Here is a 19,284-nt window from a genome sequence, read left to right as displayed (position 1 = left end):
AAAAGCTTTCTGCAAAGCTTCGCTTTGCCTCTCGCCCGTAGGCAAAGGATGTGTAGGAAAAGCTCCACCCCTCGCCTGTACGTTACCCTGGCTCCACTGAACCAGGCGGGGTTCGTACAGCGCAGTTGGAAATCAAATTTCAGACCAGGCAGAGCCCAGTGGCCCGAGGCAAAAGGGACCAGGGATCATTTTTTGCGCGCCGGATGAGATTGCCAGGGCTACAGGAAGGTATCCTCCGTAAACAGGGGTCCGGGGCCGACTCCCCCTGTCAGGGGGAGATGGCCCGAAGGGCCAGAGGGGGTAGGGAAGGCGACTTTGAGCGCCCGCTACGCGAAGGCGCTCATCGGAGCCATCCCCGGCGGCGTTTTGCCTACTTTGCCGCCGGGGGCAAAGTAGGCCGCCCCGCAGGGAGGAACCGTCTCTACATAGAAGAACGGCCATGGCAGAAACCATGACCGTTCAATAATAGCAAAGGGGAATTACTTCACAAGCTGGCTCATGTCATACAGACCAGGCGCCTGAACCGTAGACATAAACTTGGCGGCTTCCACCGCGCCCTGGGCGAAGATATCGCGGGACAGGGCGGTGTGCTTGATCTCCATGATCTCGTCGTGGCCGGCAAAGATGATCTCGTGCTCGCCCACGATAGTACCGCCGCGAACCGCGGAGATGCCGATCTCCTTCTTATCCCGGGGATGGCGCACGCTGTGGCGTTCAAAGACGTACTCCGTCTCGTGGCCGCAGCTGCTGGCGGCGGCATCGGCGATCATCAGAGCGGTGCCGGAAGGGGCGTCCACCTTGCGGCGGTGGTGCCGCTCCACGATCTCAATGTCGTAGCTGTCGCCCAGTACAGAGGCGGCCTTCTTCACCAGCTCCAGCAGCACATTGATGCCAAGGGACATGTTGGCAGAGCGGAAAATGGGTACCTTCTGAGCAGCGGCGCCGATCTGAGCCACCTGCTCCGGGGTGTAGCCGGTGGTGGCCAGCACCAGGGGGGTGCCGGTGGCCTGGGCGAAATCCAGCAGACCATCCAGGGCGGCGGGGGAAGAGAAGTCGATAACGGCGTCTGCCTTGCCGGTAAACTGAGCGGGGGAGGAATAAACGGGGAAGTCTCCGTCGTTGGAGCCCAGCACGTCAAAGCCGGCGACCACCTCAACCTGAGAATCGGCGGCGCACAGGGACTCTACGACCCGGCCCATATGTCCGTTGCAGCCGGAAATGATTATCTTCAGCATGGCAGGCTCCTTACTTCAGCAATCCAGCCCGCTCCATGGCGGCCTTCAGCACAGCCTTGTTCTTCTCGGCCATCTCGCACAGGGGCAGACGCACCGGGCCGGCCTCCATGCCCATCATGTTCAGGGCTTCCTTGACGGGGATGGGGTTGACCTCGCAGAACAGGGCATCAATAAGATCCATGTACTCAATCTGCAGCTTGGAGGCGGCCTCGAAGTCGTTCTCCAGGCACAGGTGGCTCATCTTCACCATCAGCTCGGGGGCGATATTGGACACCACGGAGATAACGCCCTTGGCGCCCAGGGCCATCATGGGTACAACCTGGTCGTCGTTGCCCGACCAGACGTAGAAGTCGTCGGGGCAGATGTGGCGGGTGTGGGCCAGAAGGGAGAAGTTGCCGCTGGCCTCCTTGACGCCGTTGATCTTGGGATTCTCGGAGAGAATCTTGTAGGACTCGGCAGTGAAGGACACGCCGGTGCGGCTGGGCACGTTGTAGAGGATGATGGGCAGCTCCACACGGTCGGCGATGTACTCGTAGTGCTTGACCAGACCGGCCTGGGTACACTTATTATAATAGGGAGTGACGTGGAGCAGAGCGTCAGCGCCGGAATCCTGGGCGTGGAGGGAAAGGTAGACGGCGGCGGAGGTGTCGTTGGAACCCGCGCCGGCGATGACCTTGACCCGGTGGTTGACCTTTTCCACGCAGTAGTCCACCGCGGCAATATGCTCCCGGATGGTCATCGTGGCCGACTCACCGGTGGTGCCGCAGACACAGATAGCGTCTACACCGCCGGCGATCTGGGCCTCAATGAGGCGTCCGAAAGCGTCGTAGTTGATGGTCCCGTTGGCGTCGAAGGGGGTGGCGATGGCGACGCAGGAGCCGGTGAATACGGGAGTCCTCATAAAATCACAACCCTTTCTGGTTAAAATATAAGAAGGGAGGGGAGAGGACCTCTCCCCTCCGGATGAAGACAGTTTCTCAGCGATCCATGTAGCCCTCAGCGCACAGCAGCTCGGCCAGAAGGACCGCACCGCCGGCAGCGCCGCGCAGGGTGTTGTGGCTCAGACCCACGAACTTGTAGTCGTACTGGGTGTCCTCACGCAGACGGCCCAGGGAGATGGCCATGCCGCCCTCCAGTTCCCGGTCCAGCTTGGCCTGGGGACGGTCGGGCTCCTCGAAGTAGTGCAGGAACTGCTTGGGAGCGGAGGGGAGCTGCAGCTCCTGAGCGCGGCCCTGGAAGGCAGCCCAGTCGGCCTTGATCTGCTCGATGGTGGGCTTGCAGCCCTCCTTGAAGGAGACAAACACGGCGGCGGTGTGGCCGTCGGACACAGGCACGCGCAGGCACTGAGCGGTGATGGCGGGACCCTCGGCCTTGACGATCTTGCCGCCTTCCACCTTGCCCCACACCTTCAGGGGCTCCTGCTCACTCTTCTCTTCCTCGCCGCCGATGTAGGGGATCAGGTTATCCACCATCTCGGGCCAGCGCTCGAAGGTCTTGCCCGCACCGGAGATGGCCTGGTAGGTGCACACCAGCACCTTGTCGATGCCGTACTTCAGCAGGGGGTGCAGGGCGGGGGCGTAGGACTGGATGGAGCAGTTGGACTTTACAGCAATGAAGCCGCGCTTGGTGCCCAGACGCTGACGCTGAGAAGCGATGACCTCCAGGTGCTGGGGGTTCATCTCGGGCACCACCATGGGCACGTCGTCGGTCCAGCGGTGGGCGGAGTTGTTGGACACCACGGGGCACTCGGCCTTGGCGTAGCGTTCCTCCAGGGCGCGGATCTCGTCCTTCTTCATATCCACGGCGCAGAACACGAAGTCCACCATGCCGGCGATCTTCTCCACATCAGCGGCGGCGTCCATCACCACGATGTCCTTGGCCTCGGCGGGGATGGGGGTCTTCATGGCCCAGCGGTTGGCTACGGCGTCCTCGTAGCGCTGACCGGCAGAGCGGGGAGAGGCGGCGATGGCAGTGAGCTGGAACCAGGGATGGTTCTCCATCAGGGTGACAAACCGCTGGCCCACCATGCCGGTTCCGCCGATGATACCTACTTTATACTTTTTCATAGCATTCTACCTCCACAACAGCACAGGGTATTCTATGTCCCGCGCGTAAGATAAATGAATTGGATCCTGCCCAGATATTGGCCCGGGTAAAAAAATAAATCAGCGGCTTTTCAAGCGGCTGATTTTGTACTATAATGACGACTGTGGTTTGGACGCACCGCAGCCGGCAAAATATTCACAAAAGCAGACAGCGCTCCACCTGGGCAGCCCGCCCAGATGACAGTCACAGGGCTGTTAACCAAGCGACCAGAGCCCCCTTCCTCCGGCAGAAGGGACCCTTCGGCGGCCTTCCCTTTGGACATGGCTCAGACGGGAACCGGCTCCCTAGCCACGCTTACTCATGTCAGCCGCGCCTCTATCTTGCAGAATTTGAATTTATCCTACCATCTTTCCTGGTGGGTGTCAAGGGAGCGCATGGGAAGAATTAGAGAAATGGGGTTTACCATGAAAAGAATATTTATGCAACTTGCCGCAGTGGTTCTGGCCGTGGCCGTGGCGGTGCCGATGGCGGCCCCCGCCCGGGCCGCCCGGAACGATGAACTCACCCTGCGGGTGGGGCTCGCCTACGGCAGCAATGCCCTGGTCAGCGCCAACCTGGAGAATAACACCGGCTACGGCTCCGGGTACCGCTTTGGATATTACGACAGCGATCTGGACTTTGTGGAGCTGGGCCGTACCAGCTCCAGCGTTACCAAGCTGACCATGGTCAAGGTCCAGAATATCTGGGTCAGCGGCACCAGCTACTCCACCTCTGACAACGGGGGAGAGCTGATTGGCTGCTACCATGTACAGATGCCGGGATCCTATAACAGCTACAATGCCGCCTATTCCGAAGCGTCGGACTACTCCGACGGTTTTGTGGCCTGGATCGACGGAGCGTATCAGGTCCGGGTGGGCGCCTATGAGACCAAGGCGGAGGCCGAAAGCCGGGCCAGCAGTCTGGGCGGCACCGTGGTGGGCACCAGCTCCTATGCCGTCAACGTGACCCAGACCGGCAAAGCGAAGATCCTGTTCCAGTTTGACGGCGGTTCCTCCACGGCCCTTGGCATCATGCCCGACGTCACCGGAGCAGGGGAGACCCGCACCTGGTTCAAGGGTTACCGCTACCCCGGCGGGTTCCGCTATGAGCGGGTAAACGGGGGAAATCTCACCGTGGTGAACATCGTGGACATGGAGGACTACCTCATTGGAGTTGTGCCCTATGAGATGAGCGACAGCTGGCCTCTGGAGGCGATGAAAGCCCAGGCCGTGTGTGCCCGCAGCTATGCCTACAACTCCCTCAACCACCACAGCAGCTACCATTTTGACATCTGCAACGGCACCGACTGCCAGGTCTACTACGGCTACGGCGGCGGAAGTACCTATAACTCCAACGCCGCCCGGGCGGTAGAGGAGACCTCCGGGGTGTATGCCAAGTACAACGGCAAGGTGATCGAGACCTTCTACTCTGCCAGCCACGGCGGAGCCAGCGAGAGTGTGTATAATGTGTGGGGCTCTTCTCTGAGCACCTACCCCTATCTGTGCGGCGTGAAGGACCCCTATGAGGCCGACACCGCCTCCATGAATCCGTACTCCTCCTGGACGGTGTCCTACACCACATCGACCCTGACCCAGCGCCTGCAATCCAAAGGGTATGGTACCGGCACTTCGGTGGCCTCCCTGGACCTCACCTACTCCGATCTGGGCAACGTGATTGCCGTCAAGGTGAACTACGCCAACGGGCAGAGCAACACCTTTAAGCCAACCAACATGCGCAGTACCTTCGGCATCAGCTCCATCCGCTTCCAGGTCAACAGTTCCGGCAGCGGAAGTGGAGGGACCTCTGACGGTTCCCTGCCGGTGAATGGCTCCGGGTCTCTGCCCGAGCAGGACAGCTACTACGTCATCAGCGGCAGCGGCACGGTGGGGAAGACCGACCGGGAGGACCTGTATGCCATCTCTGGCAGCGGCAGCGTGGACTCGGTCACCTCGTCCTCCGGCGGCGGCTCCAGCGTGACAGAGGTCAACGTGGTCCATGTTACCGGCAGCAGCTACGTCTTTGAGGGCAGCGGCAACGGCCACCAGATCGGCATGAGCCAGTGGGGCGCCTACGCCATGGCCAAGCGAGGCTTTACTTACGACGAGATTATTACCTTCTATTTTCCCGGTACCACCGTGAAATAAGAATATTAGACTAGAGAGAAAGGCGAATACCACATTGAAGACCTCAGATTTTGACTTTTACCTGCCCGAGGAGCTCATCGCCCAGACCCCTCTGGAGCGGCGGGACGCCTCCCGGCTTCTCACCCTGGACAAGCACACCGGGGCAGTGGAGCACCATCATTTCTATGAGCTGCCCCAGTTCCTCCGCCCGGGGGACTGTCTGGTGCTCAACAACTCCCGGGTTATTCCAGCCCGACTCATCGGCCACCGTCCCACCGGCGGTGTGTGCGAGGTGCTGCTGCTGGTAGACAAGGGGGACAAGTGCTGGGAGTGCTTGGTGCGTCCGGGACGTAAACTGAAACCTGGCGCCCAGGTGATCTTCGGCGACGGGCAGGAGCTCACCGCCACCATCGAAAAGGAACTGGACGACGGCAAGCGCCTGGTCCGCTTTCACTATGAGGGCATTTTCCTTGAAATTCTGGAACGGCTGGGCAAGATGCCTCTGCCGCCCTACATCAAGGCGGAGCTTCAGGACAACGAGCGGTATCAGACGGTCTACTCAAAGGTGGTAGGCTCCGCCGCTGCCCCCACTGCCGGGCTCCATTTTACCCCGGAACTGCTGAAAAAAGTCCAGGAGATGGGTGTCAAGGTGTGCTACGTTACCCTCCATGTGGGCCTTGGAACCTTCCGCCCCGTGAAGGCAGAGGACATCCAGGACCACGAGATGCACTCGGAGTACTGTATGATCTCCCAGGAGACGGCGGACGTCATCAATGAGACGAAGAAAAACGGCGGTCGGGTCATCTGTGTGGGCACCACCTCCTGCCGTACCATCGAGTCCTTTGCCGCCGAGGATGGCACCATGACCGAGCGTTCCGGCTGGACCAACATCTTCATCTATCCGGGCTACCGCTTCAAGGTGCTGGATGCTCTCATCACCAACTTCCACCTGCCTGAGTCCACCCTTATTATGCTGGTGTCCGCTCTGGCAGGCCGGGAGCACGTGCTGGCGGCCTATGAGGAGGCGGTGCGGGAGCGCTACCGTTTCTTCTCCTTCGGCGATGCCATGTTTATCTCATAAATAAAGGAGTTTTTTTGTGTTTGAAGTAATCAAGCAGGAGGGCCGCGCCCGCCGGGGCGTGTTTACCTGCCCTCACGGCACGGCCCAGACCCCGGTGTTCATGAACGTAGGCACCCAGGGAGCCATCAAGGGGGCGGTATCCGCCCACGACCTGAAGGATATCGGCTGTCAGATCGAGCTGTCCAATACCTATCACCTCCACCTGCGCCCCGGCGATAAGGTGGTCAAGGAGCTGGGGGGACTTCACAAGTTTATGGACTGGGATGGCCCTATGCTCACCGACAGCGGCGGCTTCCAGGTGTTTTCCCTGGCCTCTCTGCGGAAGATCAAGGAGGAGGGCGTCCATTTCTCCTCCCACATCGACGGGCGGAAGATTTTCATGGGCCCTGAGGAGTCCATGCAGATCCAGTCCAACCTGGGCAGCGACATCGCCATGGCCTTTGACGAGTGCATTGAGAACCCCGCTCCCCGGGAGTACGTGGAGCGCTCCATTGCCCGCACCACCCGGTGGCTGGAGCGGTGCGTCATCGAGCACAAGCGGCTCAATGAGCAGCCTGACTGCGTCAATCCTGGCCAGATGCTCTTCGGCATCAACCAGGGCGGCACCTACCCCGACCTGCGTATCCGGCACATGGAGGACATCGCCAAGCTGGACTGCGACGGCTACGCCATCGGCGGCCTGGCGGTGGGAGAGCCCACCCAGGTGATGTACGACATCATCGACGCCGTGGAGCCCCACATGCCAAAGGACAAGCCCCGCTATCTCATGGGCGTGGGTACCCCCTCCAACATTATTGAGGCGGTGGCCCGGGGTGTGGACTTCTTCGACTGCGTCATGCCTGCCCGCAACGCCCGCCACGGTAAGCTCTATACCTGGAAGGGCACCATCAACATCAAAAACGAGAAGTATAAGCTGGACACCCGCCCCATTGACGAGACCTGCACCTGTCCTGCCTGCCAGCACTTCTCCCGGGCCTACCTGCGCCATCTGGTGACGGCGGGGGAGATGCTGGCCATGCGCCTGGCGGTGCTGCACAACCTGCACTTCTACAATGAGCTCATGCAGCGCATCCGGGACAGCCTGGACAACGGCACCTTTGAAGAGTTCCGGGCCACTTACTCCGGCATGCTGGACCGTCCCTGCCAGGAGGGGTAAAAAACCGGGCAAAATTGGGAAAAGGACTTGTCAACCCAGGGCAAATCCGCTATAATGACACATAACGCGTCAAGCGAACCTGCTTGGAAGAGCAAGATTTTGGAGGGAACAATATGAATTACAGTTGGATCTTAATGCTGGTGCTCATGTTCGGCATGCTGTACTTTTTCATGATCCGCCCCGAGAACAAGCGGAAGAAGGAAGCTGAGAACCTGCGCAACTCTCTGGCGGTGGGCGATGAGATCACCACCATCGGCGGCATGACCGGCACCATCTGCGCGGTAAAGGAGAACACCGTTGTCTTCGAGACCGGCGCTGACCGCGTGCGCATCGAGATCACCAAGTGGGCCGTCTCCACCAAGAACGGCCAGAGCACTCAGGCTACCCGCTGAGCACTCACCATAGCATAAAGCTGACCCTCCCCGCATAGTCTTCCACCAAGGAAGAACGCGGGGAGGGTTTTACTATGGCTGGAAAACGGGAAAAGAAGCGGGAGGATCCCATGGCGGTATGGCTGAGCACCATGTGCCGCCTGCTCAAAGGCGGTGCTCTGGCGGCGGCAACGGCGGCACTGGGATTGCTGGTGTGCGCACTGCTGGTGTCCGGCGGCGTGGTAGGGGAGAAGCTGATGGGCCGGGGCGTGCTGGCCATCTGTGTGGTGAGCAGCCTGGCCGGCGGTCTGTTGGCGGTGCGTCGCCTGGAGCGGGGCACACTGCTGGCTGGCCTGGGGGTGGGAGTCATCCTGTTCTTGCTGCTGCTGACGGCGGGATTTCTCCTCTACGAGGAGGCGTCCCTGTCCAACGGCGGGGTGCCTATTCTGGTTGCATGCTGCTGCGGAGGGGCCATTGCCGGAGTGCTGGGAGGACGGCCCAGGAAAAAACGGAAAAGATAGATTGAAATGTGATTCAAGGTATGGTATAATGTCTTCAAACCTATAAGATTTAGGAGGAGATTCCAATGAAACACATTCAGACTCTCAATGGCGCTACTCTGAAGGCCAGCGCTGCCAAGGGCGGCTGCGGCGAGTGCCAGACCTCTTGCCAGTCCGCCTGCAAGACTTCCTGCACTGTGGCCAACCAGAAGTGCGAGAACCAGTAATATAAAAAGCGGCCTGAAAGGGGCAGGCGTTTGGCCTGCCCCTTTTTATGCCCTGAGCCCCGTGAGGAGGGGAGGGGCGGCCATAGAAAGGATTTTGGATCATGGTACATACCTTTACCGCCCTGGGCCAATACCTGGCGGCGGATGTAAACAGCGGCGCGGTCCATGTGCTGGACCGTATGGGCTACGACCTGCTCTCCAAGGTAGAGGGGCCCATGGGGGAGAAGTGTCCCCAGGAGCTGAAGGATCAGCTGTCTCAGTATGATCCCCAGGAGCTGGACGAGCTGTGGGAGGAGCTGCGCGGCCTGCAAGAGCAGGGCCTGCTGTTCTCCAGCGACGACTACATTGATGCGGACAAGGCCATGGCGCTGCCTCGGCAGGCGGTGGTGAAGGCTCTGTGCCTGCACGTGTCCCACGACTGCAACCTGCGGTGTAAGTACTGCTTTGCCTCCACCGGCGACTTCGGCACCGGCCGGAAGATCATGGACTTTGAGACCGCCAAGCGTGCCATTGACTGGGTGGTGGCCAAGTCCGGCAAGCGGCGCAACATCGAGGTGGACTTCTTCGGCGGCGAGCCTCTCATGGCCATGGACACCGTGAAGAAGACCGTAGAGTACGCCCGGTCCCTGGAGAAGGAGCACGACAAGGTGTTCCGCTTCACCATTACCACCAACGGCGTGCTCCTGAACGACGAGAACATCGAGTACATCAACCGGGAGATGTCCAATGTGGTCCTCTCTCTGGACGGCCGTCCCGGCGTCAACGACCACATGCGTCCCACCGTCAACGGAAAGGGAAGCTATGAGGTCATCGTGCCCAAGTTCCAGAAGCTGGTGGCTGGCCGGGGCACCAAGGACTACTACGCCCGTGGCACCTTTACCCGGGAGAACCTGGACTTTGGCGAGGATGTCAAGCACCTGGCCTCTCTGGGCTTCCGCAGCGTGTCGGTGGAACCTGCCAGCGGTCCCCTGGACGATCCCTTCGCCATCAAGGAGGAGGATCTGCCCCAGGTCAAGGCGGAGTATGAGAAGCTGGCTGGAGAGCTCATGGGCCGTAAGGACGTGAACTTCTTCCACTTTAACGTGGATCTCAAGCAGGGCCCCTGTGTTATCAAGCGGCTGCGCGGCTGCGGTGCGGGCTGTGAATATGTTGCCATCACCCCCGACGGAGACATCTACCCCTGTCACCAGTTCGTGGGGAAGGAGGAGTACCGCATGGGCAGCGTGTATGACGGCTCCTTCAACATGGAGATCTCCGGCAAGTTTGCCGACCAGAACATCTACACCCGTCCCGCCTGCCGGGAGTGCTGGGCTCGGTTCTACTGCAGCGGCGGCTGCTCCGCTTCCAACCTGTTGGTCAACGGTGACATAAGCCAGTCCAATGAAGTGGCCTGTGAAATGGAGCGTAAGCGTCTGGAGTGCGCCATCGCCATGAAGGCCATCGCTGCGGGCATGGGTGAAAATGGAAATACAAACGGTAATTATACCGACTGTAATCAGTGCGGCGACTGCCAATAATCGGAAAAACCTTGTAATCACAAGCTTTTCAGCTCGAAAAGCGGAATAAAGCCCCAAAATTTCGGCGGAGGTCTGCGACAATGGCCTCCGCCGAAAAATTTAATTTCCGAAGTAGACATAAAGCAGTTTACATAAAAATGTTGCGAAAACGACATTTTTTGAGAAAATGCGGAAAAACACTTGCGTGAATCCTCTGTGAGGGATATATTAAGAATAAGGAAAGAAATGGCCGCAAACGCGGGACGCGCAGTCTATTTTTTTTGGCCCGCTCATAGGCTGAAACCAGAGAGGTGACAGCCATGAAGCGACGGGACATGATCGTTGATTTTCCCCGGCCCCTGGTTCCCCTGGCCACATTGAGCGCCTGTTTTCTTTTGGGCGGGGCTCTGGGCGCCGTTTTTGGGGGACTGATGAGTGAGACCAGCGCCCAGGAATTGGCCGACTATCTCAGCACCTATTTCACCCTGGCCCGGGAGGGCGGCGTGACAGTGGAGTTCTGGTCGGTAGCCTGGGAGCAGTTTCGTCTGTTAATAGCAGTCATTTTGTTGGGCCTTACTGCTCTGGGCGCAGCAGGTATCCCGTTGCTGTTCGGCGTGCGGGGGTTTCTGCTGGCGTTCTCTGTGGCGGGACTATGCCGGGTATTTGGCGCTGCGGGGCTGGTACCGGCGCTGTTCCTGTTTGGCCTGCCGGCGTTCTTCTGGGCGCCTATCCTGTTCCTGACGGGAGGGCAGTGTCTGAACGGCGCCTGGGTACTGCTGCGGCGGCTGCTGTTGGAGAGCCGGGAACCATTGCCCTTTACCTCCGCTTACTGGGGGAGACTGGGGCTGTGGGCTGCGGCAATGATGGTGTGTGTGATGCTGGAGTATCTGGCCGCGCCGGTGCTTTTAAGCGCAACGGCCAAGCTTGTGTTGTAGTGTGTTGTTTGAGAATTGAACGCGTTTGAGAGGGAGTTGTGCTTGTGTCTGAACTGCTGCACCTGTTTGAGGAGTATTTGACCACGGAGAAAAAGGCGTCGGCCAACACGGTGAGTTCCTATCTGCGGGACATGCACCAGTTTGAGACGGCCATGGCGGAGCAGGACCTGGAGTTGACGGAACTGGCGGTCCAGGATGTGGAGCTCTACGTGGACGGCTTGACCCGGAAGGGAAAGTCCGCCGCCACCGTGACCCGGTCGATTGCCTCCATCAAGTCCTTTTATAACTGCATGATTGCCTTGGGGATCATGGACCGCAATCCGGCCAAGGATGTGGTAGCCGCCAAGGTAGAGCGCAAACTGCCTCAGATCCTCACCGGCAAGGAAGTGGAACTGTTTCTGGAGCAGCCCGACTGTTCCGACCTGAAGGGCTTCCGGGACCGGGCTATGCTGGAGCTGCTCTATGCCACCGGGATCCGGGTCAGCGAGCTCATCGCCCTGGATGTGGACGACCTGAATCTGCCCGCCGGGGTGCTCCACTGCGAAAGCAAGGGGCGGGAGCGGATCATCCCCCTGTACCACACCGCGATCCGGGCGCTCAGCGACTACATAACTCAGGTCCGGCCTCAGCTGGTGGAATCGCCGGAGGAGACCGCCCTGTTTGTTAATATGAGTGGTGAGCGGATGAGCCGTCAGGGCTTCTGGAAGCTCATCAAGCACTACCAGGAGAAGGCGGGCATCCAGAAAGACATCACCCCCCATACCCTGCGCCACTCCTTTGCTGCCCACCTGCTGGAGAACGGCGCGGATCTGCGCTCCATCCAGGAGATGCTGGGCCACGCGGATATCTCCTCCACCCAGATCTACTCCCGGCTGGTCAGCCAAAAGCTCAAGGACGTGTACCACAAGGCACACCCCAGAGCGTAACCGAACACAGACAGCAACCCCCGGCTTTGAAAAAAGCCGGGGGTTTTCTCTTGACAAGTTCATTCTACAAGCGTAGAATACAATTAGATTCTACAAATGTAGAAAGGAGGCGTAACCATGGATACCACGCGCAGATTGCCCGATGGGGAGCTGGCGGTGATGCAGGCCCTGTGGGATCTGGAGCCGCCGGTAACCAGCGGGGAGCTCCAGCAGCGGCTGAAGGAGAGCCACCCTATGGCGCTGACTACCCTGCTTACGGTGCTCACCCGGCTTGCAGACAAGGAGTTTGTGAAGATCGAGAAGGAGGGCCGCAGCAGCCGGTACTTTCCGCTCATCACGCGGGAAAGCTACCTGGCGGGCCAGAGCCGGCGGTTTCTGGACCAGGTGTGCGGGGGCAGCCTGTCTGCCTTCGCGGCGGCTCTGTGTGACAGCGGCTTGACCCGGGAGGAGCTGGACGAGCTGCGGGACCTGCTGGAGAGGGGGACGCTATGAGCGACCGCATGTGGATTGTGCTGATGGCTGTGAGCATTGGCGTAGTTACTGGCCTGGATGTACTTGCCTATGCGCGAAAGGGCGTGCGGCGGGACTGGGTTCGGGACACCCCCAGAAACGGGGGATGGAATCTCCCAATGATCATTGTATTCCTGCTGTGCTTGTCTTTGTTTACGGGACTGGCGGGAGATTGGAGCGCTTCGTTTCGTGTATTTGGTTGGCTGTCAGTGATATTTCTTCAAATCAGCTTATATTTTCTCCTGCTAGCCCTGACTCTGCCTCTGCTGCGCCGGTATTTCCGGGCAGAGACCTGCGCCATACTGTGGATCGTGCCCAATTACCTTTATATGGGAGCATTTAATCAGGCACTCCTTGCGCACCCCCGATGGATCATTCCCTTGCCGATCAAGTTTATCCAGGGAGTGGCCCTGGTTTGGCTGGTGGGTGTGGTTAGTGTACTGGGCTGGAAGATCCTGTCCCATCTGCGTTTCCGCCGGTGGCTGCTCCAAGGGGCAGAGAAGGTCACCGATCCGGAGGTGCTGGCCGCATGGCAAGGAGAATTGCTTCAGGTGGGGGAGAAGGAGTCGGAGTATATTCTGGTGACCTCCCCCCAGGTGACCACGCCTATGACCATCGGCCTGTTTTCCAAAAGCGTGCGGGTGGTACTGCCCCGGCGGCACTATACCCCGGAGGAGCTGAAGCTCATTTTCCGCCACGAACTGGTGCATATTGGACGCAGGGATGCCTGGAGCAAATTCTTTCTGGTGTTCTGCACCGCTCTGTGCTGGTTTAACCCCCTCATGTGGCTGGCCATGAAGAAAAGCTCGGAGGATCTGGAGCTTAGCTGTGACGAGGCGGTGGTGGTATCTCTGAATGAGGGAGAGCGGCGGCAGTACGCCGACCTCATCCTGCGCACGGCGGGGGACGGCCGGGGCTTTACCACCTGTCTGTCTGCCTCGGCCTCTGCCTTGCGTTACCGGCTGAAAAATATTGTCCGCCCGGCCCGAAAGCATGTCGGCGCCCTGTTTGTGGGGGTTGTAGCGTCTCTGCTGTTTCTCACCTGCGGCCAGGTGGGTCTTGCCTACGGTATGGGCACAGGGGAAGCATACATTTATCAGAACGAGGCCGAGAGCATTTCTTTGGCCAAAGTGACGCAAACCAAAGAAGAAGCACGCAAGGTGATCCAATGCCGGGACGAGGAGGCGCTGACAAACTATTTATCTTCCTTGACCCTGTATCAGGCAGTGGGAACCTATGACTGTGACAGCGAGGAGGAGCAGCTTTCCCTGACCTACAATACCTCCCAGGGCACCCTGGGCGTGATTTTGTGGGAGAACTATGTAAGAGTGATGCCGTCCTGGGAAAAGGACCTGAAGGAACAGGATTATTACGTGTCCGGCGGACTGGACTGGGAGAAGCTGGACGGGCTGTTTAACTGGTAGCAAGGCGGGCCTGCCAATCAAAAGGAGGCATATTATGAGTACCACATACTGCTTGGAGAGAGGGATGGGAGAAACATAATGCGTATCGCGTTTGCATTGATCTTCGGCGTGCTCTTTGCCTGGATAGCCTTTTCCCGTCCAGAGGAAGCTGAAGATCCGGAGGGGAAAGGACCGCGGTATCGGCCCTACCTGAACGGGTGGCTGATGCCGGGCTATATGACTACCCTCCTGGTGGGCTCGCTGATAGTGAGCGGATGGCGCGGATGGGATGAGGTGAGCTGGGGCGTTATCACCTGGATCTTGGTGGCCTTTCTCCACATAAGTCTATATTTTATCCTGCTGTTACTGGCCCAGCCCCTCCTGCGCCGGTATCTCCGGGCGGGAAGCTGCGCTCTGCTGTGGCTCACGCCAAACTACCTCTACTTAACCCTGAGCTCAGGTATGATGATTACGCCCCGGTGGGTGATCTCCCTGCCCCAGGGGTTGGTGGAAAAACTGGCCGGGGTATGGCTAGCGGGAGCACTGGTGGTGCTGGGCTGGAAGATTTTCTCCCATCTCCGGTTCCGCCGGTGGCTGCTCCGGGGGGCGGAGGAGGTGTCTGACCCGGCGGTGCTGGCGGTGTGGCAGGCGGAAGTAGACCGGGCGCGGGAGAAAAAGCCCAAGTTTCGCCTGGTGACCTCACCTCAGGCCTCCACGCCCATTACCATCGGCCTGTTTTCCAAAAGCGTGCGGGTGGTGCTGCCCCAACGGCACTACACACCAGAGGAACTGAAGCTCATCTTCCGCCACGAACTGGTGCATATTGGCCGGGAGGATGCCTGGAACAAATTCTTTGTGGCCTTTTGCATCGCCATGTGTTGGTTCAACCCCCTCATGTGGCTGGCCATGGGGCAAAGCTCGGAAGACCTGGAGCTCAGCTGCGACGAGACGGTGCTGAGCAGTCTGGGAGAGGGGGAGCGGCGGCAGTACGCCGACCTCATCCTGCGCACGGCGGGGGACGGCCGGGGCTTTACCACCTGCCTGTCCGCCTCGGCCTCAGCCCTGCGCTACCGGCTCAAAAGCATTGTTAAGCCGGACAAAAAGATCTCTGGTGCTCTGCTGGTGGGAGTGGCCTTCGTCCTGCTGTTTGTCACCTACGGCCAGATCAGCTTGGCCTACGAGGCGGGCACAGGGGAGAGCGCCATCTATCGTGGGATGATTCAGGAGGTTTCCCTGCGGCAGGTCCGGCGGGATGAGAACGGCAGGTTCCGGGAGGAACTGGAGTGCCGGGATGAGGGGGACCTGACCGACTACCTGACCTCTCTGCCTCTGTCGGAAATAGTGGATGGCGGCGACGATTTCTATGGGCAAACGGGGGAGCAGATCGTCCTGCTGTACGATGCCCCGGAGAATATCCTGTCCGTGATACTGTGGGACGACTACATTAAGGTGGTGCCCTTCTGGGAGAACCGTGCGTACTATTACCATGTGTCCGGTGGGCTGGACTGGGGAAAGCTGGACCAGCTGCTGGGAGAGCCCGCTTGAATCGGTGTGCATCCGGAAGTCAAAAGAACACCACCCGCTGGGCGGGTGGTGTTCTGATATATAATAAACATCCGGTCGTCTCGATAAGACGGCCGGATGTGTTTTTATAGTGCGGCGCTGGGCAAGTGCTCCACAAAGCCCTGAATCTGGGCGTGGGAGGTCAGCTGGGACAGCTGATCCAGGATAGCCTGGCGCTGTTGGGGAGTGCAGCTGTCATAGAAGCGGGAAGACTGGGGGTACTGCTGCAGCAGAGCCCCAAAGGTCTCCATCTGATGGTTTGCTTGATCCATGGTATCACCTCGGCCTTAGTATGCCGGGAAAGAGAGAAGCTTATCCCTTATAGCAGCAATTTTGAAAACGGCAGCCGGGATATCGTCCCCATCAGCAGAAACGAGAGAAGGACAGTCAGAGAGATTTGAGCGCAGAGATAGGAAACGGTGGTCCAGCCTGTGTCCAGCAGCCGGGCGATGAACTCCAGCAGTAAAATGTGGACCCAAAAGACGCCGAAGGACAGCCGGGAAAGACGCTCCAGAGGCCCGGCTGCGGCCAGCCTTGCACGGGGATGTTTTTGGAGAAAGGAGCGCACCCACAAAAACAGCGCCGCAGGCTACAAAATAATGGCTAAGCCGATAGACGTTCTGAGAGGAGATGGGAATGGACTGGGCGGTGGAGGTGGCAAGGTCGGTGAAAAGGTCCGTGCAATAGCCTGCCCCACCGGCCAGATAGACCGCCATCCTGGCCGGGCGGGGAACCTCTGTTGTGCCCAGCAGAAAGCCCAGAATGAAGTAACCCAGCAGTCCCTCTGCCATGGGGGTATAGACGACGGCTTGAAAGGGCAGAACGCGGTTGATCAAAGGGAGAATGGAGGTGGGAAAGACGGCTGCGGCCAACAGGATCATCAGGTAAGTCCGGCCGCCGCGCTGGGCAAGGAAGCCCAGCACGGGAGCCACCAGGTAGATTCCCAAAATAGTGTAGATGAACCACATATGGTAGCAGCTTCCGGTGGTGAGCAGGGTGCGGAAATAGTCCTCAAAACCGGAGCGGAAGCTGTCAGGGCGCGTCCGGAGCAGCAGATAGATCCCATTCCATACCGCCAGGGGCAGAAGCAAGCGGGGAAGACGGCGGCGGTAAAAGGACAGGGGCGTATGGATGGCCGGGTCCTGGAGAAGGAGAAGGCCGCTGATCATGAAAAACAGAGGAACGCCCGCCCGGTTGATAGGATTTTGCAGCATGCAGAGGTACCACCCCGGCTGTCCAAGCTGTTTGGTATCTACCAGGACAGGGGCCATGGCGTGGAGAATGACCACCAATAGAATGGCCAGAACGCGCAGAGCATCTAGAAAGACCAGACGAGGAGCGGCGAGAGTGGATGGACTGGAGGTAGGTACCGTGCTCATGGCAAAATCATTAAAGTGCTGGTAAAGATGCCGTCAGCATCGGTTAAATGGTGATACGACAGCGGAAGGTGATCTAAAATGTGGACCGGAGCCGTGAGGACACCATTCTCCATCAAGATCATGCCCCGGGCATATTCGGGATGATTGGACTGGTCCAGCTGTTCCTGAGTTATCTTGGAGAGTGGGTCCTCCGGGGTCCCATTCACCTCGTATTGACTTTGTCCCACGGTGAGATGCAAGGTGACCCCACGGTAAGAGATGGTAGCGCTCTGGGTACTCTCGTCCCACTGGTAGTCGGCACCCAGCTTTTGGCACAGTTCCTCCACCTGGATGCGGAAAAATGGAATATCTTCAATTTTTTCGGCAAGGGTTTCTGCATAGAAAAAGGGGTAGAGATCCTCGGGCACATTGACGGGGAAGGGATCAGAGCCGTCCAGGGGAAACTCCATATCGCCCAGAATGATGGAGGCCACTTGGCCCAGGTCCACCGGGGTGTCGGTCTGATACTGCACTCGGTACAGTGGATCAGCGAGGTCCTTGATGCGACTCGTACGGTTCAGGACATAGCCCAGCCGCGTCCGGGACAAGATCTGCCCGTCCTTCATGCGCAGGAAAATCAGCGGAGGATTATCGGCGTCCCGCTGCGCATCCCAGTAGGTCCCCACATAGGCGATACTAGTGGGTGAGAGCTCCAGGGACTGGACAAATACCGTCGGTCCACCCGGATATTCCGGCTGTACATCACGGTCAATGGACAGTTGGACGGTCTCCATGGCTGTGTCCGTGGGGATCTCAACCGCGTATTCTTTGCCCATAAAGCCTAACCAGAAAAGAACCGGGCCGGTGCCCATCTTGTGGTCGGCATCCATGAGGGAGATCTTCACCTGCCAGGAACGGCTGGTGTCCGATGGGGCGGTGAGTCCCTGGTATTGGATACCGGAAACATGGGTTCCACTGTCCGCAAAGGCTGCCCAGAAGGTGTCCGGACCGGCGGAGCCATTGGCCATCAGAGAATCCACCATCTCCTGTCCCCAAACCTCACGGTGGCTCTCGGCAATGACTTTGTTGCTTTTCAGGTCCTCAACGGCCTGGTTGTTCAGGCCTTCCACGGTGATGACCGCATAGAGAGTTTGGCTGTCGCAGACGGCGCTGTCCACCGTCAGCCGGTACCGGCCTTCTCCAGGAAGCCCTGAGCCACCACGTGGTTGCCCGCGCCGATGAGGGTGAGAGTGCCGCCCACCGAGGCAAAGAAAGCCAGCGCCATATAGATGCGGGAGAGCTTCACGCCGGCCTTACGGCCCATAGCGCCGGAGATGGGGATCAGGCAGCCGGTGGTTCCGGTGTCGTTGAGGAAGGAGGACAGCAGCACAGCAACAAAGGAGGTACCAAGAATTACACCCTTTTCATTTTTACCGATGAGGCCGATGATTTTTTCACCGATAAAGTCGGCCAGACCGGTTTTAAAGATGGCGCCGCCTACTACCAGCAGGCTCATGAAGAAGATAACGGTGGTATTTGCGAAGTCACTGAAGGCGGTGGAGGCATCCAGCACGCCGGTGAGGGCCAGAACGGTGGGGATACATGCGCCGATGACAATGGGGTGAATGGGTTTCCAAATCAGAAGTACGATGACAGCGACAAAAACAATTAACGTAATGATTGCTTGGGTTGACATGGTATTCTCTCCTCTCAATTGCACAAATGTTGTGGGGTGTCGGTCAATTCAAGTAATCCATGGCCGCACGGCAGAAAAGCGCGGCGCCGGTGGTGATCGCCTCCTACAATATAGTTACGGTTTAAGGCGCGGCAGCCAGCCGCGTCTTTTTCCATCTCAAAGCTGAAGCTGTTAGAATGGGAGAGTAAATGGTCTGACAGTAATCACCTTGGGCCAGCACGCCCGCTGAGGAGTCCGTCAGCCGCCTCTCTCGTTCGCAGCATTCGATTTGCGCAGGTTGTTCCACCGTCTTCGGTGCGTTCGTGTCACCCAGGAGATTGAACAAGCAATGAGTAAAAGGCGGAAAGCCATATCCAATCAGAAGGAGGGGTAACATGAACGCAGTTGGAATTGATGTTTCCAAAGGGAAAAGCATGGTGGCTGCTCTGCGGCCAATGGGTGAAGTGGCATTTCTGCCACAGGAATTTCTCCATACCGAAGTCGGTCTGGAGCAGATGGCTTATGCCATCATTGCATTGGGCGAAGATACCCGTGTCATCATGGAAGCCACAGGGCGTTACCATGAGCCGGTAGCTGCGGCACTGCACGAGTACGGGATCTATGTCTGTGTCTTGAATCC

Annotated in this window: 20 protein-coding genes and 1 riboswitch; of the genes, 13 read left to right on the top strand and 7 right to left on the bottom strand. The window is 58.8% G+C overall.

All coding sequences use genetic code 11. The features are described from left to right. Positions 1 to 479: 479 nt before the first annotated feature. The 3 genes from dapB to asd form a co-directional block, all read right to left on the bottom strand. Positions 480 to 1,235 (bottom strand): 4-hydroxy-tetrahydrodipicolinate reductase, encoded by a 756-nt coding sequence (gene dapB / locus ACEVJL_RS01985; protein ID WP_374736714.1) that lies wholly within the window; start codon positions 1,233 to 1,235, stop codon positions 480 to 482. A gap of 10 nt (positions 1,236 to 1,245) precedes the next feature. Further along, complete coding sequence (gene dapA / locus ACEVJL_RS01980; RefSeq protein ID WP_008980869.1) at positions 1,246 to 2,136, bottom strand: 4-hydroxy-tetrahydrodipicolinate synthase; 891 nt, start codon at positions 2,134 to 2,136, stop codon at positions 1,246 to 1,248. A gap of 76 nt (positions 2,137 to 2,212) precedes the next feature. Further along, the gene (gene asd / locus ACEVJL_RS01975) at positions 2,213 to 3,301 is read right to left on the bottom strand and encodes an aspartate-semialdehyde dehydrogenase (RefSeq protein ID WP_008980868.1); all 1,089 of its coding nucleotides are present in this window, start codon (positions 3,299 to 3,301) and stop codon (positions 2,213 to 2,215) included. 180 nt (positions 3,302 to 3,481) lie between these two features. After that, positions 3,482 to 3,667: riboswitch (Lysine riboswitch) on the bottom strand. 78 nt (positions 3,668 to 3,745) lie between these two features. On the opposite strand from asd, the gene ACEVJL_RS01970 reads away from it, so the two are divergent. The 12 genes from ACEVJL_RS01970 (at position 3,746) to ACEVJL_RS01915 (ending at position 15,593) form a co-directional block, all read left to right on the top strand. Next, the gene (locus ACEVJL_RS01970) at positions 3,746 to 5,464 is read left to right on the top strand and encodes a SpoIID/LytB domain-containing protein (protein WP_374736713.1); all 1,719 of its coding nucleotides are present in this window, start codon (positions 3,746 to 3,748) and stop codon (positions 5,462 to 5,464) included. A 34-nt stretch (positions 5,465 to 5,498) separates the two neighbouring features. After that, positions 5,499 to 6,524, top strand: coding sequence for a tRNA preQ1(34) S-adenosylmethionine ribosyltransferase-isomerase QueA (gene queA / locus ACEVJL_RS01965; protein ID WP_374736712.1), 1,026 nt, complete (start codon positions 5,499 to 5,501; stop codon positions 6,522 to 6,524). A 16-nt stretch (positions 6,525 to 6,540) separates the two neighbouring features. Beyond that, entirely contained in the window at positions 6,541 to 7,680 is a 1,140-nt protein-coding gene (tgt, locus tag ACEVJL_RS01960; protein ID WP_151075927.1) for a tRNA guanosine(34) transglycosylase Tgt, read from the top strand. A 113-nt stretch (positions 7,681 to 7,793) separates the two neighbouring features. Next, on the top strand, positions 7,794 to 8,072 hold the full coding sequence (gene yajC / locus ACEVJL_RS01955) for a preprotein translocase subunit YajC (protein WP_374736711.1): 279 nt from the start codon (positions 7,794 to 7,796) through the stop codon (positions 8,070 to 8,072). A gap of 74 nt (positions 8,073 to 8,146) precedes the next feature. Then, entirely contained in the window at positions 8,147 to 8,572 is a 426-nt protein-coding gene (locus ACEVJL_RS01950) for a TIGR04086 family membrane protein (protein ID WP_235398364.1), read from the top strand. Between the two features lie 65 nt (positions 8,573 to 8,637). Continuing rightward, a complete protein-coding gene (scfA, locus tag ACEVJL_RS01945; protein ID WP_008980862.1) occupies positions 8,638 to 8,778 on the top strand; it encodes a six-cysteine ranthipeptide SCIFF in 141 nt (46 codons plus the stop codon). Between the two features lie 101 nt (positions 8,779 to 8,879). Further along, positions 8,880 to 10,295 (top strand): thioether cross-link-forming SCIFF peptide maturase, encoded by a 1,416-nt coding sequence (scfB, locus tag ACEVJL_RS01940; protein WP_008980861.1) that lies wholly within the window; start codon positions 8,880 to 8,882, stop codon positions 10,293 to 10,295. Positions 10,296 to 10,594: 299 nt separating this feature from the next. Further along, the gene (locus ACEVJL_RS01935; RefSeq protein WP_302667632.1) at positions 10,595 to 11,209 is read left to right on the top strand and encodes a stage II sporulation protein M; all 615 of its coding nucleotides are present in this window, start codon (positions 10,595 to 10,597) and stop codon (positions 11,207 to 11,209) included. A 38-nt stretch (positions 11,210 to 11,247) separates the two neighbouring features. After that, complete coding sequence (gene xerD / locus ACEVJL_RS01930) at positions 11,248 to 12,135, top strand: site-specific tyrosine recombinase XerD (protein ID WP_008980859.1); 888 nt, start codon at positions 11,248 to 11,250, stop codon at positions 12,133 to 12,135. A 117-nt stretch (positions 12,136 to 12,252) separates the two neighbouring features. Next, positions 12,253 to 12,627 carry a BlaI/MecI/CopY family transcriptional regulator gene (locus tag ACEVJL_RS01925; RefSeq protein ID WP_325207410.1) on the top strand — a complete coding sequence of 125 codons (375 nt, stop codon included), beginning with the start codon at positions 12,253 to 12,255 and terminating at the stop codon, positions 12,625 to 12,627. Next, on the top strand, positions 12,624 to 14,069 hold the full coding sequence (locus tag ACEVJL_RS01920; RefSeq protein ID WP_374736710.1) for a M56 family metallopeptidase: 1,446 nt from the start codon (positions 12,624 to 12,626) through the stop codon (positions 14,067 to 14,069). Before ACEVJL_RS01925 ends, ACEVJL_RS01920 begins: the two co-directional genes overlap by 4 nt. 78 nt (positions 14,070 to 14,147) lie before the next feature. Next, entirely contained in the window at positions 14,148 to 15,593 is a 1,446-nt protein-coding gene (locus tag ACEVJL_RS01915) for a M56 family metallopeptidase (RefSeq protein WP_374736709.1), read from the top strand. A 104-nt stretch (positions 15,594 to 15,697) separates the two neighbouring features. On the opposite strand, the gene ACEVJL_RS01910 is transcribed toward ACEVJL_RS01915, so the two are convergent. The 4 genes from ACEVJL_RS01910 to ACEVJL_RS01895 are packed head-to-tail and all read right to left on the bottom strand — an operon-like array spanning position 15,698 to position 18,665. Then, entirely contained in the window at positions 15,698 to 15,883 is a 186-nt protein-coding gene (locus tag ACEVJL_RS01910) for a hypothetical protein (RefSeq protein ID WP_325207404.1), read from the bottom strand. A 15-nt stretch (positions 15,884 to 15,898) separates the two neighbouring features. Next, positions 15,899 to 16,990, bottom strand: a complete 1,092-nt coding sequence (locus tag ACEVJL_RS01905; protein ID WP_374736708.1) for an acyltransferase — start codon at positions 16,988 to 16,990, stop codon at positions 15,899 to 15,901. Beyond that, positions 16,987 to 18,147, bottom strand: a complete 1,161-nt coding sequence (locus ACEVJL_RS01900; RefSeq protein WP_374736707.1) for a stalk domain-containing protein — start codon at positions 18,145 to 18,147, stop codon at positions 16,987 to 16,989. Before ACEVJL_RS01900 ends, ACEVJL_RS01905 begins: the two co-directional genes overlap by 4 nt. 2 nt (positions 18,148 to 18,149) lie before the next feature. Beyond that, positions 18,150 to 18,665, bottom strand: a complete 516-nt coding sequence (locus ACEVJL_RS01895; RefSeq protein WP_374736706.1) for an SLC13 family permease — start codon at positions 18,663 to 18,665, stop codon at positions 18,150 to 18,152. A 374-nt stretch (positions 18,666 to 19,039) separates the two neighbouring features. Between ACEVJL_RS01895 and ACEVJL_RS01890 the strand changes: the two genes are divergently transcribed. Next, the coding region (locus ACEVJL_RS01890) for an IS110 family transposase (RefSeq protein ID WP_374736705.1) at positions 19,040 to 19,284 on the top strand (245 nt) is incomplete at its 3' end.

Origin of the sequence: Flintibacter porci, from assembly GCF_041925195.1 — a bacterium.
Classification (GTDB): Bacteria; Bacillota; Clostridia; order Oscillospirales; family Oscillospiraceae; genus Lawsonibacter; species Lawsonibacter porci.
The sequence above is the reverse complement of the archived record's forward strand: the minus strand, read 5'-3'. Positions and strand labels throughout refer to the sequence as shown.

Excerpts from the sequence above, each read along its gene's own strand:
- dapB (WP_374736714.1), bottom strand. The coding sequence starts at position 1,235 with ATGCTGAAGATAATCATTTCCGGCTGCAACGGACATATGGGCCGGGTC.
- dapA (WP_008980869.1), bottom strand. The coding sequence starts at position 2,136 with ATGAGGACTCCCGTATTCACCGGCTCCTGCGTCGCCATCGCCACCCCC.
- asd (WP_008980868.1), bottom strand. The coding sequence starts at position 3,301 with ATGAAAAAGTATAAAGTAGGTATCATCGGCGGAACCGGCATGGTGGGC.
- ACEVJL_RS01970 (WP_374736713.1), top strand. The coding sequence starts at position 3,746 with ATGAAAAGAATATTTATGCAACTTGCCGCAGTGGTTCTGGCCGTGGCC.
- yajC (WP_374736711.1), top strand. The coding sequence starts at position 7,794 with ATGAATTACAGTTGGATCTTAATGCTGGTGCTCATGTTCGGCATGCTG.
- ACEVJL_RS01950 (WP_235398364.1), top strand. The coding sequence starts at position 8,147 with ATGGCTGGAAAACGGGAAAAGAAGCGGGAGGATCCCATGGCGGTATGG.
- scfA (WP_008980862.1), top strand. The coding sequence starts at position 8,638 with ATGAAACACATTCAGACTCTCAATGGCGCTACTCTGAAGGCCAGCGCT.
- scfB (WP_008980861.1), top strand. The coding sequence starts at position 8,880 with ATGGTACATACCTTTACCGCCCTGGGCCAATACCTGGCGGCGGATGTA.
- ACEVJL_RS01935 (WP_302667632.1), top strand. The coding sequence starts at position 10,595 with ATGAAGCGACGGGACATGATCGTTGATTTTCCCCGGCCCCTGGTTCCC.
- ACEVJL_RS01925 (WP_325207410.1), top strand. The coding sequence starts at position 12,253 with ATGGATACCACGCGCAGATTGCCCGATGGGGAGCTGGCGGTGATGCAG.
- ACEVJL_RS01920 (WP_374736710.1), top strand. The coding sequence starts at position 12,624 with ATGAGCGACCGCATGTGGATTGTGCTGATGGCTGTGAGCATTGGCGTA.
- ACEVJL_RS01915 (WP_374736709.1), top strand. The coding sequence starts at position 14,148 with ATGCGTATCGCGTTTGCATTGATCTTCGGCGTGCTCTTTGCCTGGATA.
- ACEVJL_RS01910 (WP_325207404.1), bottom strand. The coding sequence starts at position 15,883 with ATGGATCAAGCAAACCATCAGATGGAGACCTTTGGGGCTCTGCTGCAG.
- ACEVJL_RS01905 (WP_374736708.1), bottom strand. The coding sequence starts at position 16,990 with ATGAGCACGGTACCTACCTCCAGTCCATCCACTCTCGCCGCTCCTCGT.
- ACEVJL_RS01895 (WP_374736706.1), bottom strand. The coding sequence starts at position 18,665 with ATGTCAACCCAAGCAATCATTACGTTAATTGTTTTTGTCGCTGTCATC.